The organism is Agrobacterium sp. CFBP 3001, from assembly GCF_027871605.1.
GTDB lineage: Bacteria > Pseudomonadota > Alphaproteobacteria > Rhizobiales > Rhizobiaceae > Agrobacterium > Agrobacterium leguminum.
In genome coordinates this window covers 216,984-235,588 of sequence record NZ_JAQAHD010000003.1, presented here as the reverse complement: position 1 = coordinate 235,588, position 18,605 = coordinate 216,984, and the positions used below count along the sequence as shown (strand labels likewise).

The 18,605-nt window shown below is 60.5% G+C and carries 21 protein-coding genes; 16 read left to right on the top strand and 5 right to left on the bottom strand.

Features of this window, described 5'->3' with window-relative positions; all coding sequences use genetic code 11:
• Positions 1–163 precede the first annotated feature (163 nt).
• The 6 genes from PH605_RS06475 (at position 164) to PH605_RS06450 (ending at position 4,328) form a co-directional block, all read left to right on the top strand.
• Complete coding sequence (locus tag PH605_RS06475; RefSeq protein WP_142844715.1) at positions 164–1,027, top strand: peptidylprolyl isomerase; 864 nt, start codon at positions 164–166, stop codon at positions 1,025–1,027.
• A gap of 85 nt (positions 1,028–1,112) precedes the next feature.
• Entirely contained in the window at positions 1,113–2,354 is a 1,242-nt protein-coding gene (gene argJ, locus PH605_RS06470) for a bifunctional glutamate N-acetyltransferase/amino-acid acetyltransferase ArgJ (protein ID WP_065657289.1), read from the top strand.
• 18 nt (positions 2,355–2,372) lie between these two features.
• Positions 2,373–3,149, top strand: a complete 777-nt coding sequence (locus PH605_RS06465; RefSeq protein WP_065657103.1) for a GNAT family N-acetyltransferase — start codon at positions 2,373–2,375, stop codon at positions 3,147–3,149.
• Positions 3,146–3,559 (top strand): 8-oxo-dGTP diphosphatase MutT, encoded by a 414-nt coding sequence (gene mutT, locus PH605_RS06460; protein ID WP_003522547.1) that lies wholly within the window; start codon positions 3,146–3,148, stop codon positions 3,557–3,559. Before PH605_RS06465 ends, mutT begins: the two co-directional genes overlap by 4 nt.
• Positions 3,560–3,730: 171 nt before the next feature.
• The gene (locus PH605_RS06455; RefSeq protein ID WP_065657104.1) at positions 3,731–4,045 is read left to right on the top strand and encodes a hypothetical protein; all 315 of its coding nucleotides are present in this window, start codon (positions 3,731–3,733) and stop codon (positions 4,043–4,045) included.
• 70 nt (positions 4,046–4,115) lie between these two features.
• The gene (locus PH605_RS06450) at positions 4,116–4,328 is read left to right on the top strand and encodes a Flp family type IVb pilin (protein ID WP_078053424.1); all 213 of its coding nucleotides are present in this window, start codon (positions 4,116–4,118) and stop codon (positions 4,326–4,328) included.
• An 18-nt stretch (positions 4,329–4,346) separates the two neighbouring features.
• On the opposite strand, the gene PH605_RS06445 is transcribed toward PH605_RS06450, so the two are convergent.
• The gene (locus PH605_RS06445; RefSeq protein ID WP_142844714.1) at positions 4,347–5,228 is read right to left on the bottom strand and encodes a methyltransferase domain-containing protein; all 882 of its coding nucleotides are present in this window, start codon (positions 5,226–5,228) and stop codon (positions 4,347–4,349) included.
• Positions 5,229–5,371: 143 nt separating this feature from the next.
• On the opposite strand from PH605_RS06445, the gene PH605_RS06440 reads away from it, so the two are divergent.
• From PH605_RS06440 to PH605_RS06425, 4 genes are read left to right on the top strand one after another with little or no spacing between them, the layout of a single operon-like run.
• The gene (locus tag PH605_RS06440) at positions 5,372–6,163 is read left to right on the top strand and encodes a ComF family protein (RefSeq protein ID WP_142844713.1); all 792 of its coding nucleotides are present in this window, start codon (positions 5,372–5,374) and stop codon (positions 6,161–6,163) included.
• A gap of 60 nt (positions 6,164–6,223) precedes the next feature.
• Positions 6,224–6,478 carry a glutaredoxin 3 gene (gene grxC / locus PH605_RS06435; RefSeq protein ID WP_003522552.1) on the top strand — a complete coding sequence of 85 codons (255 nt, stop codon included), beginning with the start codon at positions 6,224–6,226 and terminating at the stop codon, positions 6,476–6,478.
• Between the two features lie 32 nt (positions 6,479–6,510).
• Positions 6,511–7,371: a carbon-nitrogen hydrolase family protein gene (locus PH605_RS06430; protein ID WP_142844712.1), complete on the top strand. Its 861-nt coding sequence runs from the start codon at positions 6,511–6,513 to the stop codon at positions 7,369–7,371.
• Complete coding sequence (locus PH605_RS06425; RefSeq protein ID WP_003522554.1) at positions 7,368–7,796, top strand: DUF1178 family protein; 429 nt, start codon at positions 7,368–7,370, stop codon at positions 7,794–7,796. Before PH605_RS06430 ends, PH605_RS06425 begins: the two co-directional genes overlap by 4 nt.
• Positions 7,797–7,834: 38 nt before the next feature.
• Here PH605_RS06425 and ubiG read toward each other — a convergent pair whose 3' ends face one another.
• The gene (ubiG, locus tag PH605_RS06420; RefSeq protein ID WP_065657110.1) at positions 7,835–8,587 is read right to left on the bottom strand and encodes a bifunctional 2-polyprenyl-6-hydroxyphenol methylase/3-demethylubiquinol 3-O-methyltransferase UbiG; all 753 of its coding nucleotides are present in this window, start codon (positions 8,585–8,587) and stop codon (positions 7,835–7,837) included.
• 257 nt (positions 8,588–8,844) lie between these two features.
• On the opposite strand from ubiG, the gene PH605_RS06415 reads away from it, so the two are divergent.
• Positions 8,845–9,642: an SH3 domain-containing protein gene (locus tag PH605_RS06415; RefSeq protein WP_142844711.1), complete on the top strand. Its 798-nt coding sequence runs from the start codon at positions 8,845–8,847 to the stop codon at positions 9,640–9,642.
• A 66-nt stretch (positions 9,643–9,708) separates the two neighbouring features.
• Here PH605_RS06415 and PH605_RS06410 read toward each other — a convergent pair whose 3' ends face one another.
• A complete protein-coding gene (locus PH605_RS06410) occupies positions 9,709–9,966 on the bottom strand; it encodes a DUF2934 domain-containing protein (protein ID WP_080857395.1) in 258 nt (85 codons plus the stop codon).
• A gap of 284 nt (positions 9,967–10,250) precedes the next feature.
• Between PH605_RS06410 and PH605_RS06405 the strand changes: the two genes are divergently transcribed.
• The 5 genes from PH605_RS06405 (at position 10,251) to PH605_RS06385 (ending at position 15,296) form a co-directional block, all read left to right on the top strand.
• Positions 10,251–11,321, top strand: a complete 1,071-nt coding sequence (locus PH605_RS06405; RefSeq protein WP_142844710.1) for an enoyl-CoA hydratase/isomerase family protein — start codon at positions 10,251–10,253, stop codon at positions 11,319–11,321.
• A gap of 169 nt (positions 11,322–11,490) precedes the next feature.
• Positions 11,491–12,477 (top strand): thiosulfate ABC transporter substrate-binding protein CysP, encoded by a 987-nt coding sequence (gene cysP, locus PH605_RS06400; protein WP_142844709.1) that lies wholly within the window; start codon positions 11,491–11,493, stop codon positions 12,475–12,477.
• Between the two features lie 57 nt (positions 12,478–12,534).
• A complete protein-coding gene (cysT, locus tag PH605_RS06395; RefSeq protein WP_078053429.1) occupies positions 12,535–13,374 on the top strand; it encodes a sulfate ABC transporter permease subunit CysT in 840 nt (279 codons plus the stop codon).
• 3 nt (positions 13,375–13,377) lie between these two features.
• Entirely contained in the window at positions 13,378–14,265 is an 888-nt protein-coding gene (cysW, locus tag PH605_RS06390; protein WP_059753564.1) for a sulfate ABC transporter permease subunit CysW, read from the top strand.
• A gap of 5 nt (positions 14,266–14,270) precedes the next feature.
• Positions 14,271–15,296 carry a sulfate/molybdate ABC transporter ATP-binding protein gene (locus PH605_RS06385; protein ID WP_003522562.1) on the top strand — a complete coding sequence of 342 codons (1,026 nt, stop codon included), beginning with the start codon at positions 14,271–14,273 and terminating at the stop codon, positions 15,294–15,296.
• Between the two features lie 7 nt (positions 15,297–15,303).
• Here PH605_RS06385 and PH605_RS06380 read toward each other — a convergent pair whose 3' ends face one another.
• Both PH605_RS06380 and PH605_RS06375 read right to left on the bottom strand, forming a co-directional pair.
• Complete coding sequence (locus PH605_RS06380; protein ID WP_121490432.1) at positions 15,304–16,401, bottom strand: DNA alkylation repair protein; 1,098 nt, start codon at positions 16,399–16,401, stop codon at positions 15,304–15,306.
• Between the two features lie 273 nt (positions 16,402–16,674).
• Entirely contained in the window at positions 16,675–18,111 is a 1,437-nt protein-coding gene (locus tag PH605_RS06375; RefSeq protein ID WP_080857391.1) for an NAD-dependent succinate-semialdehyde dehydrogenase, read from the bottom strand.
• Between the last annotated feature and the right edge of the window lie 494 nt (positions 18,112–18,605).

Sequence of the window (18,605 nt, the reverse complement as noted above, 5' to 3'; positions counted from 1 at the left end):
GCCCTTCAACGTATCTGGACGCGAGGTTGCGTGACAGATAAGAGGGGGGGCAAATGATGTCAACGGTTCTGCCCGTTACAGAATGGCCACAATCCGGTGTTTGGAAGTTTTTTCAGAGCCGGAAACCATGTCTGGAGCCGGCATTGTCCCCGAAAGGTTCAAAATGTTGCGCTATAATAAAATTGCGGCTGCGGTGATTGTGGCCACGCTCGGCCTCCAGCTTCCGGCTTTCGCACAGGAAGACAAGGTTGTCGCCAAGGTCGGCGATCTGGAAATCCACCAGTCCGAACTCGACCTCGCCATGAGCAACCTCGACCCGCAGCTCGCGCAGCTTCCCGATGAGCAGAAGAAGGTTGCAGCCCTTTCCGGCGCGATCGACGTCAAGCTTCTGGTGAAGAACGCCAGCGCCGAAGGTCTGGAAAAGACTGAAGATTTCAAGAAGCGCATGGAATTCATCCAGGACCGTGAGCTGCACAACGCCTATTTCCGCAAGCACGTGGTCGATGCCGTTACCGCTGACGAAGTAAAGGCTCGCTACGACAAGGAAGTCGCAGCTCTGCCGCAGGAGGAGGAAATCAAGGCCGCGCACATTCTCGTCGCCAGCGAGGACGAAGCCAAGGACATCATTAAGCAGCTTGATTCGGGCAAGGATTTCGCCGCGCTCGCCAAGGAAAAGTCGACCGATTCCAACAAGGATGACGGCGGCGATCTCGGCTGGTTCGGCAAGGGCCGCATGGTGCCGGAATTCGAAGAAGCCGCTTTCGGTCTCGAAAAGGGCGCCTTCACCAAGGCTCCGGTGAAGACCCAGTTCGGCTTCCACGTCATCAAGCTGGAAGACAAGCGCATCGCACCGCCGCCGGCTTTCGAGCAGGTCGAGCCGCAGGTTCGTCAGCTTGTCATGCGTGACAAGTACGTTGCCCTCATCGAGAAGGCAAAGGCCGACCAGAAGATCGAAATCATGGATGAGACGCTGAAGAAGGGCTACGACGAAGCCACGAAGGAACAGCAGGCTCAGCCGCAGCAGTAAAAACAAATGTTACGGGGCGGCTATGGGCCGCCCCGTTTCATCTCAGGCATTCCAGACCCCTTTTCCAGAATTTCAGGCGCTTCCCATGTCCGTTGCCGTTTCTCCGCTCGCTCCGAAATCCTATCCCGACATGCCTGCGCTGCGCGGCGTTCGCATGGCGACGGCCGCCGCCGGCATCAAGTACAAGAACCGCACCGACGTTCTGCTGATGGTGTTCGACAAACCGGCAAGCGTCGCCGGCGTCTTCACCAAATCAAAATGCCCTTCCGCCCCGGTCGATTTCTGCCGCGCCAATCTCGGCGGCGGCGTGGCGCGCGCCGTGGTGGTCAATTCCGGCAATGCCAATGCCTTTACCGGCGTCAAGGGCAAGGCCGCGACCGAATTGACGGCGAAATCCGCCGCCGCTGCCGTTGGTTGCTCCGAGGGCGAGGTCTTCCTGGCATCGACGGGCGTGATCGGTGAGCCGCTGGATGCTTCGAAATTTGCCGGCGTTCTCGGCGACATGAATGTCAGGGCGGAAGCCGATTTCTGGCAGGAAGCCGCCAAGGCGATCATGACGACCGACACCTATCCCAAGGTTTCGACCCGCACCGCCGAGATCGGCGGCGTGATCGTGACGATCAACGGCATTTCCAAGGGTGCTGGCATGATTGCGCCGGATATGGCGACGATGCTCTCTTTCGTGGTGACGGATGCCGATATCGAGCCCGCCGCCCTGCAGTCGCTGCTGTCTGCCGGTGTTGGCCCGACATTCAATTCCGTGACGGTCGATAGCGACACTTCCACCTCCGATACGTTGATGCTGTTTGCGACAGGTGCTGCCGCTGAAGACGGCCAGGTGAAGGTAACGAGCGCCGACGACGAGCGCCTTGCCGGCTTCCGCGCCGCGCTGAACGATCTTCTGAAGGACCTTGCCTTGCAGGTGGTTCGCGATGGTGAAGGCGCGCGCAAGATGGTGGAAGTCACCGTAACGGGTGCGGAAAACGATGCCGCCGCCAAGAAGATTGCCCTTTCCATCGCCAATTCGCCGCTGGTGAAGACCGCGGTTGCCGGCGAAGACGCCAATTGGGGCCGCGTCGTCATGGCCGTCGGCAAGTCCGGCGAAATGGCCGACCGTGACCGCCTCGCCATCTGGTTCGGCGGCGTGCGCGTGGCTGTCAACGGCGAGCGCGACCCGGATTATTCGGAGGCGGAAACCAGCGCGGTGATGCGTCTCGAAGACATTCCGGTGAAGGTGGATATAGGTCTCGGTCAGGGCACTGCCACCGTCTGGACCTGTGACCTGACGAAAGAATATGTTGCGATCAACGGCGACTATCGGAGCTGACCGTTGGAGCCGAAGAGAATGCAGGACAATAAGGCCGTCAATCTGCCGCTGGTTCGCCGTCTGGAAGCCGTCAGCTTCCGGGCATGGCCTGCCTCGTCGGTGATTTATGACGGTAGCTGGCAAATCCGCCTGACGGGCTCGCACCCCTCCAAGCGCATCAACTGCGTGGTGCCGCTCGACCCGTCCGATTACGGAAACAGCGCGGTGCGGCTGGAAAAGGCGCGCAAGCGTTTTGAAGATTTCGGCCGACCGCTGGTGGTGCGCGAAACGACACTGATGCCGCCGCAGCTGAGAGAATTTCTCTCGAATGACGGCTGGTCCGTGTTCGAAGAGGTCACGGTCATGACGGCCGATCTCTCCGGCATGGAGCTGCCCGAAACGCTGGTCAGCCTGCCGAGCCACGATATCGGCCGTTTTGTCGAGGCGAGCATCAAGGTCAGCGATAGCGATCCGGCGCTCCGTCCGGCGATTGCGGAAATCGTCAGCTCCATCAAGCCGGCGCTCGGCCTCTTTATCAATGAGGAAGTGGAAGGCAATCCGCTCGCGACCGTGATCTGCGTGCAGGATAATGACCTTGCCGGCATCATCTCCCTCGATGTCGAAAAGTCGCAGCGTAAAAAGGGCCTCGGCACGCAGGTTTTGTCGTCGGCACTGCGCTGGGCAAGAATCAGCGGCGCAAAAACCGCCTGGCTGCAGGTGGTTTCCACCAATGCGCCGGCGATCGCCCTTTATCAAAAATTCGGGTTCTCCGAGGCCTATCGTTATCGTTACTGGCGCAAGGGAGCCGGCGAATGAGCGAGGCAGGCAAAAAAATCCTGCTGGTCGCCGCCTGCGCCCTTCTCGATCAGGATGGCCGCATTCTTCTGGCGCAGCGTCCGGAAGGCAAGTCGCTTGCGGGCCTGTGGGAATTTCCGGGCGGCAAGGTGGAGCATGGCGAGACGCCGGAGGAAACCCTTGTTCGTGAACTGGACGAGGAGCTGGGTATCAAAACCAAGGTCGCTTGCCTCGCACCGCTGACATTTGCCAGCCACACCTATGAGACCTTTCACCTCCTGATGCCGCTTTATGTGTGCCGCCGTTATGAGGGCATTGCACACGGCCGGGAAGGGCAGGCGATTAAATGGGTGAAGCCGCAGGCACTGCGCGATTACCCCATGCCGCCGGCCGATGAGCCGCTCATCCCCTTCCTGCAGGATTTGCTATAAAATCGGGAAGCCCCCGAGGTCCTCGCGTATTATCCCGTCACAGCTTCGTGAAAATGCCCCGTTTGCAGCGCTTTGCCGTGCCAAAACGGGGCTGTGTTAAGAGATCGTTCAGCACCCTCTGGCAGATTGTTAAGCTAAAGAAGCGGTAAACTGCGCGAGACGAGGTTGCTCATGAACGAGGATTTCTGGAAGACGGTGGAAGGTCGTCACTTGTATTCCCACAAATCCCGTCGCACCGGCGTACTCAATGTGGCGCTGCTTTTCGGCACGGCGGTTATCGCGCTCTCACTCATCGTCACTCCCATGCTTGCCGGAAAATCCTCCACGCGGGTGGCGCAGTTTCCCGATAATTACGACATGATCAGCACGGGCTCCATCAAGAAGACCGATGTGGGCAAGACCTATTCCATCCGTCGCAGCATCACCCAGCCAATGCCGGAAATGCCCTGCGTGGTCAGGGGTTATAGCAACGAGAGCGGTTGCTGATCGTTTACCATCAAAGGTAACGGATTCCTCACATCGCCGACCTACGATAGAGTTGATTTCAACAGGGCAGATGCCGGTTGTCGCAACGCACCGGATGGCGGATGGGGAATATCCTGTGCTGCATTTTTTTATCAATTTTTGCAAAAGCGAAGACGGTGCGACAGCGGTTGAATACGGCTTGATCGCCGGGCTGATTTCCGCCGCCCTCATCGCTGGCGCAGGCAGCATAAGCAGCAATATCAATGCCGTGTTTCAGTTCATCGTAGACACATTGGCGAGTTGAAGCCTTTCGGCTGACCGCTCAGGACAGCTTCACCTCGGTTGTCTTTAAGGCATCGGCGAGCCGCACCTTGGCGGAGCCGGGTTTCAGCGGTTTGTGCTGGCTTTCGTGCGGCGCCCAGCCCGATACATAGATGATGGAAAATGTCGCCCTTATCCGCCCGTCAGGATCGGAATATCGTTCGGCGTAAAGCTCCGCCGCGCGCAGGAAAAAGGCGCGGTTGAGCGGCTTTCTGCTGCGGCTTGCCAGCGGATTGGCCATGCCCATGGCGCGCAGATCGCGCATCAGCGGGAAAATCGAATCGTAACGCACGGTGTAGCTTTCCGCATCGGTCACGGGGAGCGCAAAGCCGGCGCGCTGCAAAAGCGCGCCGACATCGCGGACATCGGCGAAGGGAATGACGCGCGGGCTGGCGCCTCCGGTCAGTTCCGCCTCGGCGGTCAGCAGCACGTCGCGCAGTTCCTGCAGGGTGCCGCTGCCGGGAATGGCGCCGAGGAACAGGCCGTCCGGTTTCAATGCCCGCCGGATCTGGATCAGCGCGCCGGGCGTATCGTTGGTCAGATGCAGGGCAAGCGGTGAAACGATGAGGTTGGCGGAGGCCTCCTCGAGCGGCAGATGCTCCATGGAAGCGGCGTCGGGAATATTCGCATCTGTCGCAAAACAGCTCTCGGTTTCGATACGGCGAATGGTATCCACCTTGCCGGTCTCCGCCAGCCGCCGGGCGGTGACGCCGGTGCCGCCGTGAAGTTCGATTGCGGTCTCGAACTGGCGCTCGACGATGGCAAGCCTGTCGGCCAGCTCTTCGGCCGCCATATCGAGAAGAAACAGGGCCTTGTCGTCGCGCCGGTTCCACGCCCGGCGACGGTTTTGTTCGATCAGGGCCTGGTCAAAGAGAATATCCATCGTCTTGCCTGCTCGGCCTCAAACGCCTTCGGGATTGGCGGGCCGTATCGTTGGTCTCATGCCGCCTGCGGCATCGTTTTCCCGGTGTCGGGAAGGAACTATCGCTCTCGCAAAGGCACCCGTTCGGCGGTAAAGTCAACCTCATGGGTGCTGGTGAAAGTCTGTTTTCGGGTTTGCTGTCGAAGTCTGCGGCCGTGCCGGCGGCGGCGGGAGACATGTGGCGCGCGGTCTTTCGTATGGTCTACCCGCCAACCTGCGCGGGCTGCACCCGCATGACCGGCGGCGAGGGCGCCTTATGTGCGGATTGCTGGCGGGATGTGGCCTTTATCGATCGCCCGTTTTGCGAGGTTCTGGGCATTCCCTTCGCGCGGGATCACGGAGATGGTTTCGTGAGCGCACAGGCGATTGCCGAACCGCCGCCTTTTGACCGGCTGCGCGCCGTTGCAAGCCATGAGGGAACCGCCCGCAAGCTGGTGCACCGGCTGAAATATCAGGACCGGACCGATCTCGCCCGCCTGATGGCGCTGTGGATGCTGAGGGCAAGTAACGGAACGGTGGATGCCTGTGATTGCATCGTGCCCGTTCCATTGCATCGCAACCGTTTCCTGCGCCGCCGCTTCAATCAATCCGCCGAGCTGGCGCGGCATCTGGCCAGGGCCTCCGGCAAGCCCTTGCTTGCCGGCACGCTGCTGCGCGTGAAGCCGACAGAGCGGCAGGTGGGGCTTTCCGCACTCGCCCGGCGGGATAATGTGCGCGGCGCTTTCGCGCTCGCACCCGGCCGGGAAACAGATGTTCATGGCAGGCGCGTGGTGCTGGTGGACGACGTCTATACCACTGGTGCGACGGTGGGTGCGGCAAGCCGCGCCCTGCGCAGGGCCGGTGCCGCGGATGTGACGGTTTTGACCTTTGCAATGGCCATTTCCGGGCCTATATGAAACCTGAATGACATGACTTTATCGTGCGTTTGACCGCACGTTTGCGAGGGCTTTGAAAACATGGCACCGGTGACGATCTATACGCGGGATTTTTGTGGTTATTGCGCGCGCGCCAAGGCGCTGCTGGACAGCAAGGGCGTGGATTATGCCGAATATAACGCCACGACGACGCCGGAATACCGGCAGGAAATGATCGAGAAATCCGGCGGAACGACGTTCCCGCAAATCTTCATCAACGGCCAGCACGTGGGCGGTTGCGACGATCTGCACGCGCTGGAGCGCGCCGGTAAACTGGACGCGCTGCTGGCCGCCTGATCGGCCGCGACCTTGCGGGTATGGAGGATGTGATGGTTTTCAAGGCTGCCGCCATTCAGATGCGCTCCGGCGTCGATCCGGCAAGAAACGCCGCCGATATGGAACGGCTGGTGCGTGCGGCTGCGGCCGAGGGCGCCGTTTATGTGCAGACCCCGGAAATGACGGGCGCAATCCAGAAGGACCGGCAGGCGCTGCGTGCGCAACTGCGTGATGACGATGGCGATATCATCGTTGCGACGGCGGCCCGTCTAGCCCGCGAACTCGGCATTCATGTCCATGTCGGCTCCACGGCCATTGCCCGCCCGGATGGCAAGATCGCCAATCGCGGTTTTCTCTTCGCGCCGGATGGTTCGCGCATCTGCAGCTATGACAAGATCCATATGTTCGATGTCGATCTCGACAATGGTGAAAGCTGGCGTGAAAGCGCTGCCTATCAACCCGGCGAAGTGGCGCGTATCGCCGAACTTCCGCTGGGGAAATTCGGCTTCGCAATCTGCTATGACGTCCGTTTCCCGCAGCTGTTCCGCGCGGAAGCGCTGGCAGGTGCGGAGGTTCTGACTGTTCCGGCGGCTTTCACCCGACAGACGGGGGAGGCGCATTGGGAAATCCTGCTGCGTGCCCGCGCCATCGAAAACGGCGCTTTCGTCATCGCCGCCGCGCAGGCCGGCGTGCATGAGGACGGGCGGGAGACCTTCGGCCATTCCATCATCATCGACCCATGGGGCAAGGTTCTGGCCGTTGCCGGCGGCGCTGGCGAAGAGATCATCTTCGCCGAGATCGATACGTCGCTGGTGGCTGCCGCGCGCGGGAAAATTCCCAATCTCCGCAATGCCCGCGAGTTCGGTCTGGATACGGTTATTCCCCTGAAACCTGCCGGAGGTGAAGCGGCGTGATCCGTTATGCGCTGGCCTGTGAAAAGGGCCATGAGTTCGAAGGCTGGTTTGCCGGCAGCGACGATTTCGACGATCAGTTGCAGCGCGGTTTCCTGTCCTGTCCGGTCTGCAATTCCGTGCAGGTCTCCAAGCTTTTGATGGCGCCTTCGGTTTCCACCGCCCGCAAGAAAGACGAACGCCAGACGCTGGCGATGGATACCGCCCGAAAAGAGGCGCTTGCGAAAATCCGCGAGGCCGTTGCCAATATCCGCGCCAATGCGGAAGATGTCGGCGATAAATTTCCGGAAGAAGCCCGCAAGATCCACTATGGCGAAGCGGATGAGCGCGGCATCATCGGCAATGCCTCGGCGCAGGACGCCAAGGCCCTGCTGGACGAGGGTATCGAGATCGCGCCGCTGCCGGTGCTGCCCGACGACGTCAACTGAATTTCTTTAGGACGACCTCACGCAAATAGCGTCCGGGTTTACCCCTGCGCCGGCCGCTTCGCCAGCATCATGTAGTTGACATCCATATCCGGCGAAAGATTCCAGCGATCCTGCAGCACGTTGTAGAAGACGCCGGTGCGGTGGACGATATCCATGCCGCTCGCCACCAGCGGCCGCTCGAGCTCTTCCGGGCGAACGAGCTTTTCATACTGGTGGGTGCCGCGCGGCAGCCAGCGCAGCACATTTTCGGCGGCAAAGATCGCCAGTGCCCGGGCTTTGAGCGTGCGGTTGATGGTGGCGGCGAACATCAGGCCGCCGGGGCGCACCATTTTCGCGCAGGTGGTGACGAAGAGATCGACATTGGCCACATGCTCGACCACCTCCATGTTGAGGATGACGTCGAAGGTTTCGCCGGCTTCCTGCAACTGTTCGGCAGTCACGGCGCGGTAATCGACGCTGACCCCGCTTTCGCGGGCATGGGTGGAGGCGATGCCGATATTCTTTTCCGAGGGATCGGCGCCCACCACATCTGCGCCCATGCGTGCAACGGGTTCGGAGAGAAGGCCACCGCCGCAGCCGATATCCAGTATGCGCAGCCCTTCCAGCGGGCGGTGCGCCTTTGGGTCGCGGCCGAAATTATCGCAGATGCGGTTGCGGATATATTCGAGCCGCACCGGATTGAACTTGTGCAGCGGGCGGAACTTGCCGGTCGGGCTCCACCACTCCGCAGCCATCGCGGAGAAGCGATCCACTTCGCTCTGGTCGACGGTCGTCTGTGCGGTTTCGCTCATGGTTCTGCTCCATATTGCTGTTGCATTGAAGTCGGATGATTGCCCCCCGAAGTCAAGACCGGCGGTCCACTCCGGCGGCGATTTATCGGGCGCTGATTGCCGCAGGTGGAACTGATTGGATCCCTCATTTGTTTCATGCTGCGTTCATGCAGAACCGCGTATTTTCCGGTCGTGGCAGTATGTGGAACGCATACTGGTCCATCGAACAGGGTGGATGCCGACAAGGGCAAAGCGGTCCTTTGCTTGAGGAGAAAGAAGTGAAGAAAAAACTATTTGGCGCAATTGCGCTGGTGGCCATGCTCGCCGCGCCGGCACTTGCCGAAGCTGCGACGCGGGGTTTCGCCACCGCGAATGTGAATATGCGCTCCGGCCCGAGCACGGCTTATCCGGCCGTCGTGGTTATCCCGAATGGTGCGCCGCTCACCGTGCACGGCTGCCTTTCCGATACGCCGTGGTGCGATGTTTCTTTCGTGGGCGGTCGGGGCTGGGTAGCCGGGCGTTATATCGCCACGACCTACCGGCAGAACCGGGTCTATGTGGAACCGCGTTATTACCGCGATCTCGGCGTGCCGGTGATCACCTTCGAAGTCGGCCGTTATTGGGACCGCTATTATCGTGACCGCGACTTCTACCGCGAGCGCGACCGCTGGCGCCGTCCGCCGCCGTCCGGCGGGTACTGGAACGCCCCGCCTCCGAGCGCCGGATGGGATCGTCCGCGTCCGCGTGACGAGTGGCGTGACGGACGCCGGGACGACTGGCGTGATGGTCGCCGCGACGAGTGGCGTGATCCCCGTCAGGGCGGCCCGAATGACGGACGCTGGGAACGTCGCTACGGCGACTGGAACCAGGGTGATAGAAATCAGGACAGGCCGCGTCGCGACGACGACCGCCGCCGCTGGGAAGATGAAAACCGCGACCGCAATGGCCAGCAGAACCAGGATGAAGGCCAGCGTCGCCCAGAGCGTCGCCAGTGGGATGACACGCGCCGTGCGCCTGCCGGGGAAAATTTCCGCAATGGCTGCCGGATCGGCGATCCGGGTTGTGACCCGCTCTAAACAGACAAAGCCCGGCATGATCGTCGGGCTTTTTCTTTTATGGCTTCAGTTGAGCTTTACGAGCCGTTATTTCGCGGCGGCAGCCTTGCGGGCACGGGCCTTGGGTTTTGCCGGGGCTTGCGCATCCGGTGCGGCTTCCACAGCGGCGGCCTTGGGAGCGGCCTTCTTGCGCGTTGCGGGTTTCGTCGCTTCCGATGTCTTCAGCAGCGAAAATTCGTGCTTGGCCTGTTCCCAATGGTGCGCGTCGCGCCCATGGGGGTGGCCTTCCTTTTCCCAGAGTGTATATGCCCGTTTACTGATCCATTCGTGTTCCGAAACCTGCATGCTCGTCTCCCGTTGCTGTTTACAGCGCCTATGAGAAGGCGACATTCCGCTTTGGTCCGGCACACGCTCGACAGGAATCAATGCCGGCATTTCCAGAACCCATTACATGCCATGATTTTCCGGGCGTCAAGCAAACATGCTGCATTGCGAAAACGGATTTCCGGCATTTTCTGCCCGTTAAAGCGGTTTGAGCGAAAGACGTTCCCGCAGAACAAGATCAACGTTGCGTGATCGCGCCCGGCCCGCCAAGATGGCCGGGTGAATGGGCAGCGGAGGAGGCAGTCTTGGAACAGAGAACGAAAGCGGATGCGCAGGTCATCGTCGAAAAACGGGGAGCGGCAGGCATCATTCGCCTCAACCGCCCGAAGGCCATCAACAGCCTGACCTTGCCCATGGTGCGCGACCTGTTTCAGGCGCTTCAGCGTTTCGAAGAGGATGCCGATATTTCCTGTGTGGTCCTTACAGGGGAAGGCGACAGGGGGCTTTGCGCCGGGGGCGATGTCCGCATCATTCACGATCTCGGCAAGGCGGGCGATCCGCAGGTGCTTGATTTCTGGCGGGAAGAATTTCCGCTCAATTATCGCATCGCCCGCTTCGGCAAACCCTATATCGCGCTGATGGACGGCATCGTCATGGGCGGCGGTGTCGGCATTTCAGCCCATGGCAGCCACCGCATCGTCACGGAACGCACAAAACTCGCCATGCCGGAAACCGGTATCGGTTACTTCCCGGATGTCGGCGGCTCCTGGCTTTTGCCACGGGCGCCGGGCGAATGCGGCACCTGGCTGGGGTTGACGGGCAATGCCGTGACCGCTGCCGATGCCATCTATGCCGGTTTTGCCGATTATCTTGTTCCTTCGGACCGTCTCGACGGGTTGGTCCAAGATCTGTCGCAAGCGGCGGATACGGACAGCATCGAGACGGCAATTGCGGCGCACGCAGTCGAGGCTGGTGAAGGCGTTTTATCCATAAATCGGGAGATCATCGACGCGACATTCCGTTTCGACACGGTCGAGGAGATTGTCGCCGCACTTTCGGCGCGCCAGGATGCGTTTTCGCGCGAGACCCTTGAGGTCCTGCAAAAACGCTCCCCCACCAGTCTGAAACTGACCCTGAAGCTGCTGCGTCTCGGCCGGGAAAGCGCGAGCCTCATCGAATGCCTGGAGCGGGAATTTGCCGCCGGCATGGAAATATTGCGCCAGCATGATTTTTACGAAGGTGTGCGTGCTGCGCTGGTCGACAAGGACCGCAATCCCCGCTGGCAACCGGCACGGCTGGAGGAGGTGAGGGAGGAGGACATTGCGCCTTATTTTGCCGCGCACTCCGGCAATCTGTTTCCCGATCATCGTCTTTAGGTCGGCGCAAAAGAAATCCGGCTTCTTGCCGTATATGAAATCATCGCCTTTGGAGTCGATATTCTTTGGGTGAAATTTCCAATCCGCGCGCCCGGAAAGCATCACTGTTTCTCGCGGGCGTTGCCGCCGCCCGCTATGTTGAGCACCATTCGAATTGCCGGGGGTATTCATGAAACGTCTTCTCATTATCGGTACTGCCATTGCCGCTCTTTTTGCAGGTGCGGCGCAGGCGCAGTCTCCGACCACCATTCTCAACGCATCCTACGATGTCGCCCGCGAAGTTTTCGCGGCCGAGAACGAGGCGTTCATCAAGCTGCATCCGGGCATCGCCGTCGACCAGTCGCATGCCGGCACCTCCAAGCAGGCGCGCGCCATCGTCGAGGGTCTGGAAGCCGATGTCGTCACCTTCAATCAGGTCACCGATGTCGATTTTCTGGTGAAGCAGGGCTTCGTTTCCGCCGACTGGAAGAAGGATTTTGCGAACGACGCATCGCCCTTCTATTCCTTCCCGTCATTCCTCGTGCGCGCCGGCAATCCCAAGGGTATCAAAGACTGGGACGATCTTGCCCGCGACGATGTGAAGATTGTTTTCCCCAATCCGAAGACCTCGGGTAACGCCCGTTACACCTATCTCGCCGCCACGGCTTACGCCAAGGAGAAATTCAACGGCGACGACGCGAAGGTTCAGGCATTCGTCAAGAAAATCTTCGACAATACGCCGGTGTTCGACACGGGAGGCCGCGCCGCCACCACCACCTTCGTTGAGCGTGAAATCGGCGACGTGCTGATCACCTTCGAAGCCGAGACGCGCGGCATCGCCAAGCAATATGGCGCAGACAAGGTGGAAGGCGTCGTGCCCTCCGTCAGCCTGCTGGCCGAATTCCCGGTCGCCGTGGTGGACAAGGTCGTCGACAAGCGTGGCTCGCGCGATCTGGCGAAGAGCTATCTCGACTTCCTCTATACCGAGGAAGGCCAGCGCATCGCCGCCGAATTCGGCCACCGCGTCCACAATGAAAAGGTCGTCGGCGAATTCAAGGACAAGTTCCCGGCCATTCGCCTCGTCAACGTCGAGGAGGTCTTCGGCGGCTGGGATAAAATCCAGAAAGAGCATTTTGCATCCGGCGCGACGCTTGATACGCTTTACGGCAGCCGTTAATCACAGCGATACGCAACAGGTAAAAGACCCGGCGGGAAACCGCCGGGTCGCTTTTTGATGAATGGGGGGCGGGGTTTGAAGCGGAATGTTCTGCCGGGGCTGAAATTGTCCCTTGGCGTTACCCTGACTTACGTTGCCATCATCGTGCTTCTGCCGCTCTCGGCGCTGGTGTTCAAGGCGGCAAGCCTTGGCCCTGCCGAATATTGGTCGATCATCTCCTCGCCGCGCGCTGTGGCCAGTTATCGTGTTACCGTGCTCTGCGCGCTGGCTGCCACGCTGTTCAACGTCATCTTCGGGCTGGCGCTCGCCTGGGTGCTGACGCGTTACCGCTTTCCCGGCTGGCGCATCGTCGACGCCATCGTCGATCTGCCTTTTGCGCTTCCGACCGCCGTTGCCGGCATTGCGCTGACGACACTGTTCGCAGGCAATGGCTGGTTCGGCTCGGTGCTTTCGCAATTCGGCATCAAGGTGGCCTATACGCCGCTCGGCATCATGGTGGCGATGGCCTTTACCAGCCTGCCCTTCATTGTGCGTACCGTGCAACCGGTGCTGGAAGACCTCGATCCGGCGCTTGAGGAAGCGGCGCAGTCGCTCGGCGGTTCCGATCTCGAAATTTTCCGCAAGATCATCCTGCCGCTGTTGACGCCAGCGTTGCTCGCCGGTCTGTCGCTGTCCTTCGCCCGCAGCCTCGGCGAATTCGGGGCGATCATCTTCATCGCCGGCAATCAGCCGTTTTCGACGGAAATCACGGCGCTGCTGATCTTCATCCGGCTGGAGGAATATGATTATCAGGCCGCCGCCGCCATCGCCTCCGTGCTGCTCATCACCGCCTTCGTGATGCTGGCGGTGACCAATTATCTGCAGGCGCGTGCGCTTCGTTATACGGTGAGGGGCTGAGAGATGAGCGCCGTTTCTTCACATCGCAAACCGCCGCGCGTCGGCGACTCGCCTCTCGTTCGCCGCAGCCTGATTTCTTTTGTGCTGGTCATAGGCGCCCTGTTGGTCCTGGCGCCGCTTATCATCATCGGCGTCGAGGCGTTTTCGCAGGGCTGGAAGGCCTATACGGCCACCATCACCCATCCCGATACCCGCCACGCCATCATGCTGACGGTGCTGACGGCGCTGATCGCCGTGCCGGTCAATACGGCCTTCGGTGTTGCGGCCGCATGGGCGATCACCAAGTTCGATTTCCCCGGTCGACGCTTCCTGCTGGTGCTGATCGAGATACCCTTTTCCATCTCGCCGATCGTCGCCGGTGTCGCCTATCTCTTCGTTTACGGGCTGCAGGGGCTTTTCGGCCCGTTCCTCGATGCACATGACATCAAGATACTTTTTGCGCTGCCCGGCATCGTCATCGCCTCGATGTTCGTCACCGCACCTTTCGTGGCGCGGGAACTTATCCCGCTGATGCAGGCGCAGGGCCGCGATCTGGAAGAGGCGGCGACCTCGCTTGGCGCCTCCGGCTGGCGCACCTTCTTTTCTGTCACCTTGCCGAATATCAAATGGGCGCTGCTTTATGGCGTCGTGCTGTGCAACGCCCGCGTGATGGGTGAATTCGGCGCGGTATCGGTCGTATCGGGCAATATTCGCGGCCAGACCAATACGCTGCCGCTGCATATCGAGCTGCTTTACCACGACTACCAGACGGCCGGCGCTTTTGCCTCGGCCTCGATCCTCGCCACCCTCGCCGTCGTCACCATCATCGCCAAGGTGGCGCTGGAACGACGCGGCGCCGGGCGCGGGGCCAAGAAGACCAACGGCGATGCCGCCATCGCCACGGAGACCTGATTCCCATGAAAATCCGCCTCGAAAATGTGGTGAAGACCTTCGATACCTTCCGCGCCGTGCGCGATGTTTCGCTGGATATCGAAAGCGGCGAGCTTCTGGCGCTGCTCGGTCCCTCAGGTTCCGGCAAGACCACAATTTTGCGCATGGTCGCCGGCCTCGAATATAGCGATGGCGGCCGGATCTTTTTCGGCGACGAGGACGCCACCAATATTCCGGTGCGGGATCGTGGCGTCGGTTTCGTATTCCAGCACTACGCGCTCTTTCCGCATATGACCCTGCATCAAAACATCGCTTTCGGCATGAAGGTCTCGAAGGTGAAGCGGGACAAGGCGGCAATCGATGCCCGCGTCGAAGAGCTTCTGCGGCTGGTGAAGCTCGATGGCCTGGGCGACCGTTTCCCGGCGCAGATTTCCGGCGGCCAGCGGCAGCGCGTGGCGCTGGCGCGTGCGCTTTCGGTCGATCCTAAGGTGCTTCTGCTCGATGAGCCCTTTGGGGCGCTGGACGCCAATGTGCGCCGCGACCTGCGCCGCTGGCTGCGCGAGATTCACGATTCGCTCGGCATCACCACGATTTTCGTGACGCATGACCAGGAAGAGGCGCTCGATCTTGCTGACCGTGTGGTTATTCTCAATCAGGGCGAGATCGTACAGCAGGGCACGCCGAAGGAGGTCTGCCGCCAGCCGAACAGCGCCTTCGTCATGCGCTTTCTGGGCGATGCCAACCGGGTGTCCGGCGTGGCGCGCGGCGGCAAGGTCTATGTCGGCGATAACGAGCTGCCTTTTTCCTATGCTCAAGGCGATGGCGCGGTGGACATCTATGCCCGCCCCGGCGATCTGGAGTGGGAAGATCTGCATGAGGGCATTCCGGCTTCTGTGGCGCGGGTTCTCGACCGTGCGGGCGAGCGCCGGGTGATTGCCAGCACCGATGGCGGCGACCTTCTGGAATTCGACGTGCCGCCGGAAAACGATGTCGCCGCCGGAGACCGCGGTTCCGTCATCATCCGCCGGGCGAAGATTTTCCCGGCGGCGTGAGGCGCTATCAGCCCAGAAGCTCGAAGGCGCTTTCAGCCACAAGCTTGCCGTTGATCGTCAGGTCGACCCTGTGAAGGCCGGGATAGTGTTTGCGGGTGGTGAAATCACGTATGGCGCGGCTGATCGACAGCGCGCATGTCTCGCCGGGCTGAAGTTCGATCTCTTTCCACTTGAAGACTTTCGCAGAGGCGTCGCCGCTCTTCTTCACGTAGTGCACGGCGTAGTCGATCACCAGTTTCTGCGGCCGTTTCGCCGTCGAGGTGAAAGAGGTTGCAATCCGCACCGGATTGCCGAGCGCAACCTTGTCCGGCGTAACCTGAAATGCCGTAAGGGAAATTTCCGCTTCCTCATGTGCGCCGAGATGGGCAAGCGCCGCCGCATCGCCCTTCTTGATCAATGTGCGCAGGGCCTGCCGCGTGATCCAGCGTGTATGCGGATTGTCCTTTGGCCATGTATCGATCAGCGCCAGCACGAAAGCTGGATTGTCCTTGGTGATGTCGTTCAGATGATTGGCGACGGATTTGCGCACATAAAGCGCCTCGTCGGCTTTCATGGCGTCGAGGATTGCGGTGACCGGCGAGGGATCGTCGATCAGGGGTTTGAGCTGGAACGACCATGGCAGACGCGGCCGGCAGCCTTCGCTCGCCAGCCGCCGCACATGTTCATTCGCGTGCCGCGACCACGTTTCCATCACGCCGAGGGTGGCGCCTAAGTCCTTTTGCAGAAAATGACGGATGGCAAATTCAGAGGAGCCGAAGCGGGTGAAATAATGCAGCGCTTCCATGGAAAGATCGAAATCGTCGAAGCCGTAGAGCGCCACATATTCCGGCAGCGAAATGGAGGCGAAACCGTTGCCGATGCCCGGCGCTGCGGCGGTCAGGATTTCGATATTGCGGGCATAGTCGCCGGGAAGTGTCGCATGCAGGCTCGTCGCCACCTGTCGCATGCGCTGCATGATGCCCAGCACTTCAAGGTTTTCGGTGGCGAGCGCCATGAAGGCGGAAACGTCAAATGGCGGATGAACGGCCTTCGTCTCATCGGCGATATGCCGCAGTTTCTCGCGGTTGAAGATTTCCTTCAGTGCCGGTGCCGCCGCGTCGCTCATATCGCCCCTCAAGGTTCACTTTTTGTTCTTTTAGGGGATGATGCAGACGAAAGCAAGCAGGACCGGAGCAGCGAAAAAACGCTGTGGCTGATTTTGCCTGTTCTCAGATCAATAAGGCCTCTCTTCCGTCATGCCGGACTAGATCCGGCATCCAGCCGACGCGCGTCTGCGCGGCGAATAGAGTCTTTTCAGCCCAGGGACTTGTGCTGGCTGGACCCCGGCTCGAGGCCGGGGTGACGAAGGTGCGGATGCTCCGGGTTCGCCAAAAAAGCGTCAGCTCATCTGGCTGACGAATTTGGTCTCCAGATAGGCCTGAACCGCTTCCGAGCCGCCTTCCGTGCCATAACCGGAATCCTTGATGCCGCCGAAGGGGACTTCCGGAAGCGCAAGGCCGTTGTGGTTGATGGTCAGCATGCCGGCCTCGACCTGCTGGCCGAGTGCATGCGCGGTCTTGACCGAGCCGGTGAAGGCATAGGATGCAAGGCCGAAGGGCAGGCGGTTCGCCTCGGTGATGGCGTCATCGAAGCTCGAGAAGCGATTGATGATGGCGACCGGGCCGAAGGGTTCGTCATTCATGATTTTGGCGGTGGTCGGCACATTGGCGAGAACCGTCGGCTCGAAGAAATTGCCCTTGTTGCCGATGCGGCGTCCGCCGGTTTTCAGGTCTGCACCATGGGAAACAGCGTCGTTGATGAGGCCTTCCAGTGCGGGAATGCGGCGCTCATTGGCAAGGGGACCCATTACGACATCGTCTTCCAGGCCATTGCCGACCTTGATGGCCTTGGTCGCTTCCACGAAACCTTCAAGGAAGCGATCCGCCACGCCGTCCTGCACCAGGAAGCGGGTGGGGGCGACGCAGACCTGGCCTGCATTGCGGAACTTGGCAAGCGAGGTCACCTGGATGGCCTTTTCGATATCGGCATCGTCAAAGATCATGACAGGCGCGTGGCCGCCCAATTCCATCGTGGCGCGCTTCATGTGCTTGCCGGCCAAGGCCGCCAGATGTTTGCCAATCGGCGTGGAGCCGGTGAAGGAAATCTTGCGGATGACCGGATGCGGGATCAGATATTCCGAAATCTCGGATGGAACGCCGTAAACGAGGCCGATGACGCCCGCCGGTACGCCGGCATCCACGAAAGCGCGGATCAGTTCAGCCGGTGACGCCGGTGTTTCTTCCGGGGCCTTGACGATGATGGAGCAGCCGGTGGCAAGCGCTGCGGAAAGCTTGCGGACGATCTGGTTGATCGGGAAGTTCCACGGCGTAAACGCCGCGACGGGACCGACCGGCAGCTTGATGGCAAGCTGCGAAACGCCGGTTGCGCGCGCCGGAATGACCTGCCCATAGGTGCGGCGGGCTTCTTCGGCGAACCAGTCGATGGTATCGGCAGCGCCCATGATTTCAGTACCGGATTGCGCCAGCGGCTTGCCCTGTTCGCGGGTCATGATGTAGGCGATCTTGTCCTTGCGCTCGCGCAGGAGATCGGCCGCCCTGCGCATGATCTTCGAGCGCTCGAAAGGCGAGGTGTCGCGCCACACCCTGAAACCGCGCTCGGCGGCGGCAAGCGCCAGATCGAGGTCTTCCTTCTCGGCATGCGCAATCGCGCCGATGATCTCGTCGGTTGCCGGATCGGACACGGCGATCGTCTTGCCGGAAACGGCGTCTCGCCATTCGCCATCAATGAGAAGTTTGATGTCGGGATAGGTGTGCATAGGGGCTACCTTCATGATGCGGCCAATTCGGCGAAATGCCGTCCGGCCCTGAGACGTGAACAGAATTTTCCTGGCCGGACGATATCCGGCATCGCGGCTTTCGCTGCGCGGAACATGTGTCTGGATATTTCCGACGGGGGCTTCTGGAATTGTCGGAAACGGAAACGACAGCCTTTATATTAAGGTCCGGGCGGTACGTTTCAACCGTGTGCTCCGGCAATCGCCATGATTTTTCCGTGACGTGGAATTTGCCATTCGTCATTTCAATCCGGCACGCGGACGGGGCGTCGCTTATCCGGCTGCCGCAGGCGAATCAGATGCAGCTGCGCGACGACGGAAAGGCTCTCGCCACAATTCGGCCTTTGTCGCACCTGACGAATTATCGGGAGGGGTCTCCGCAGCTTGCCGCTTGTGTCATAATGGGACGCGTGGCCTGAAAAAATACAATGAGACGGAAAACTTATCCAAAGGGTTTACTCAAAACCTAGAGAAAA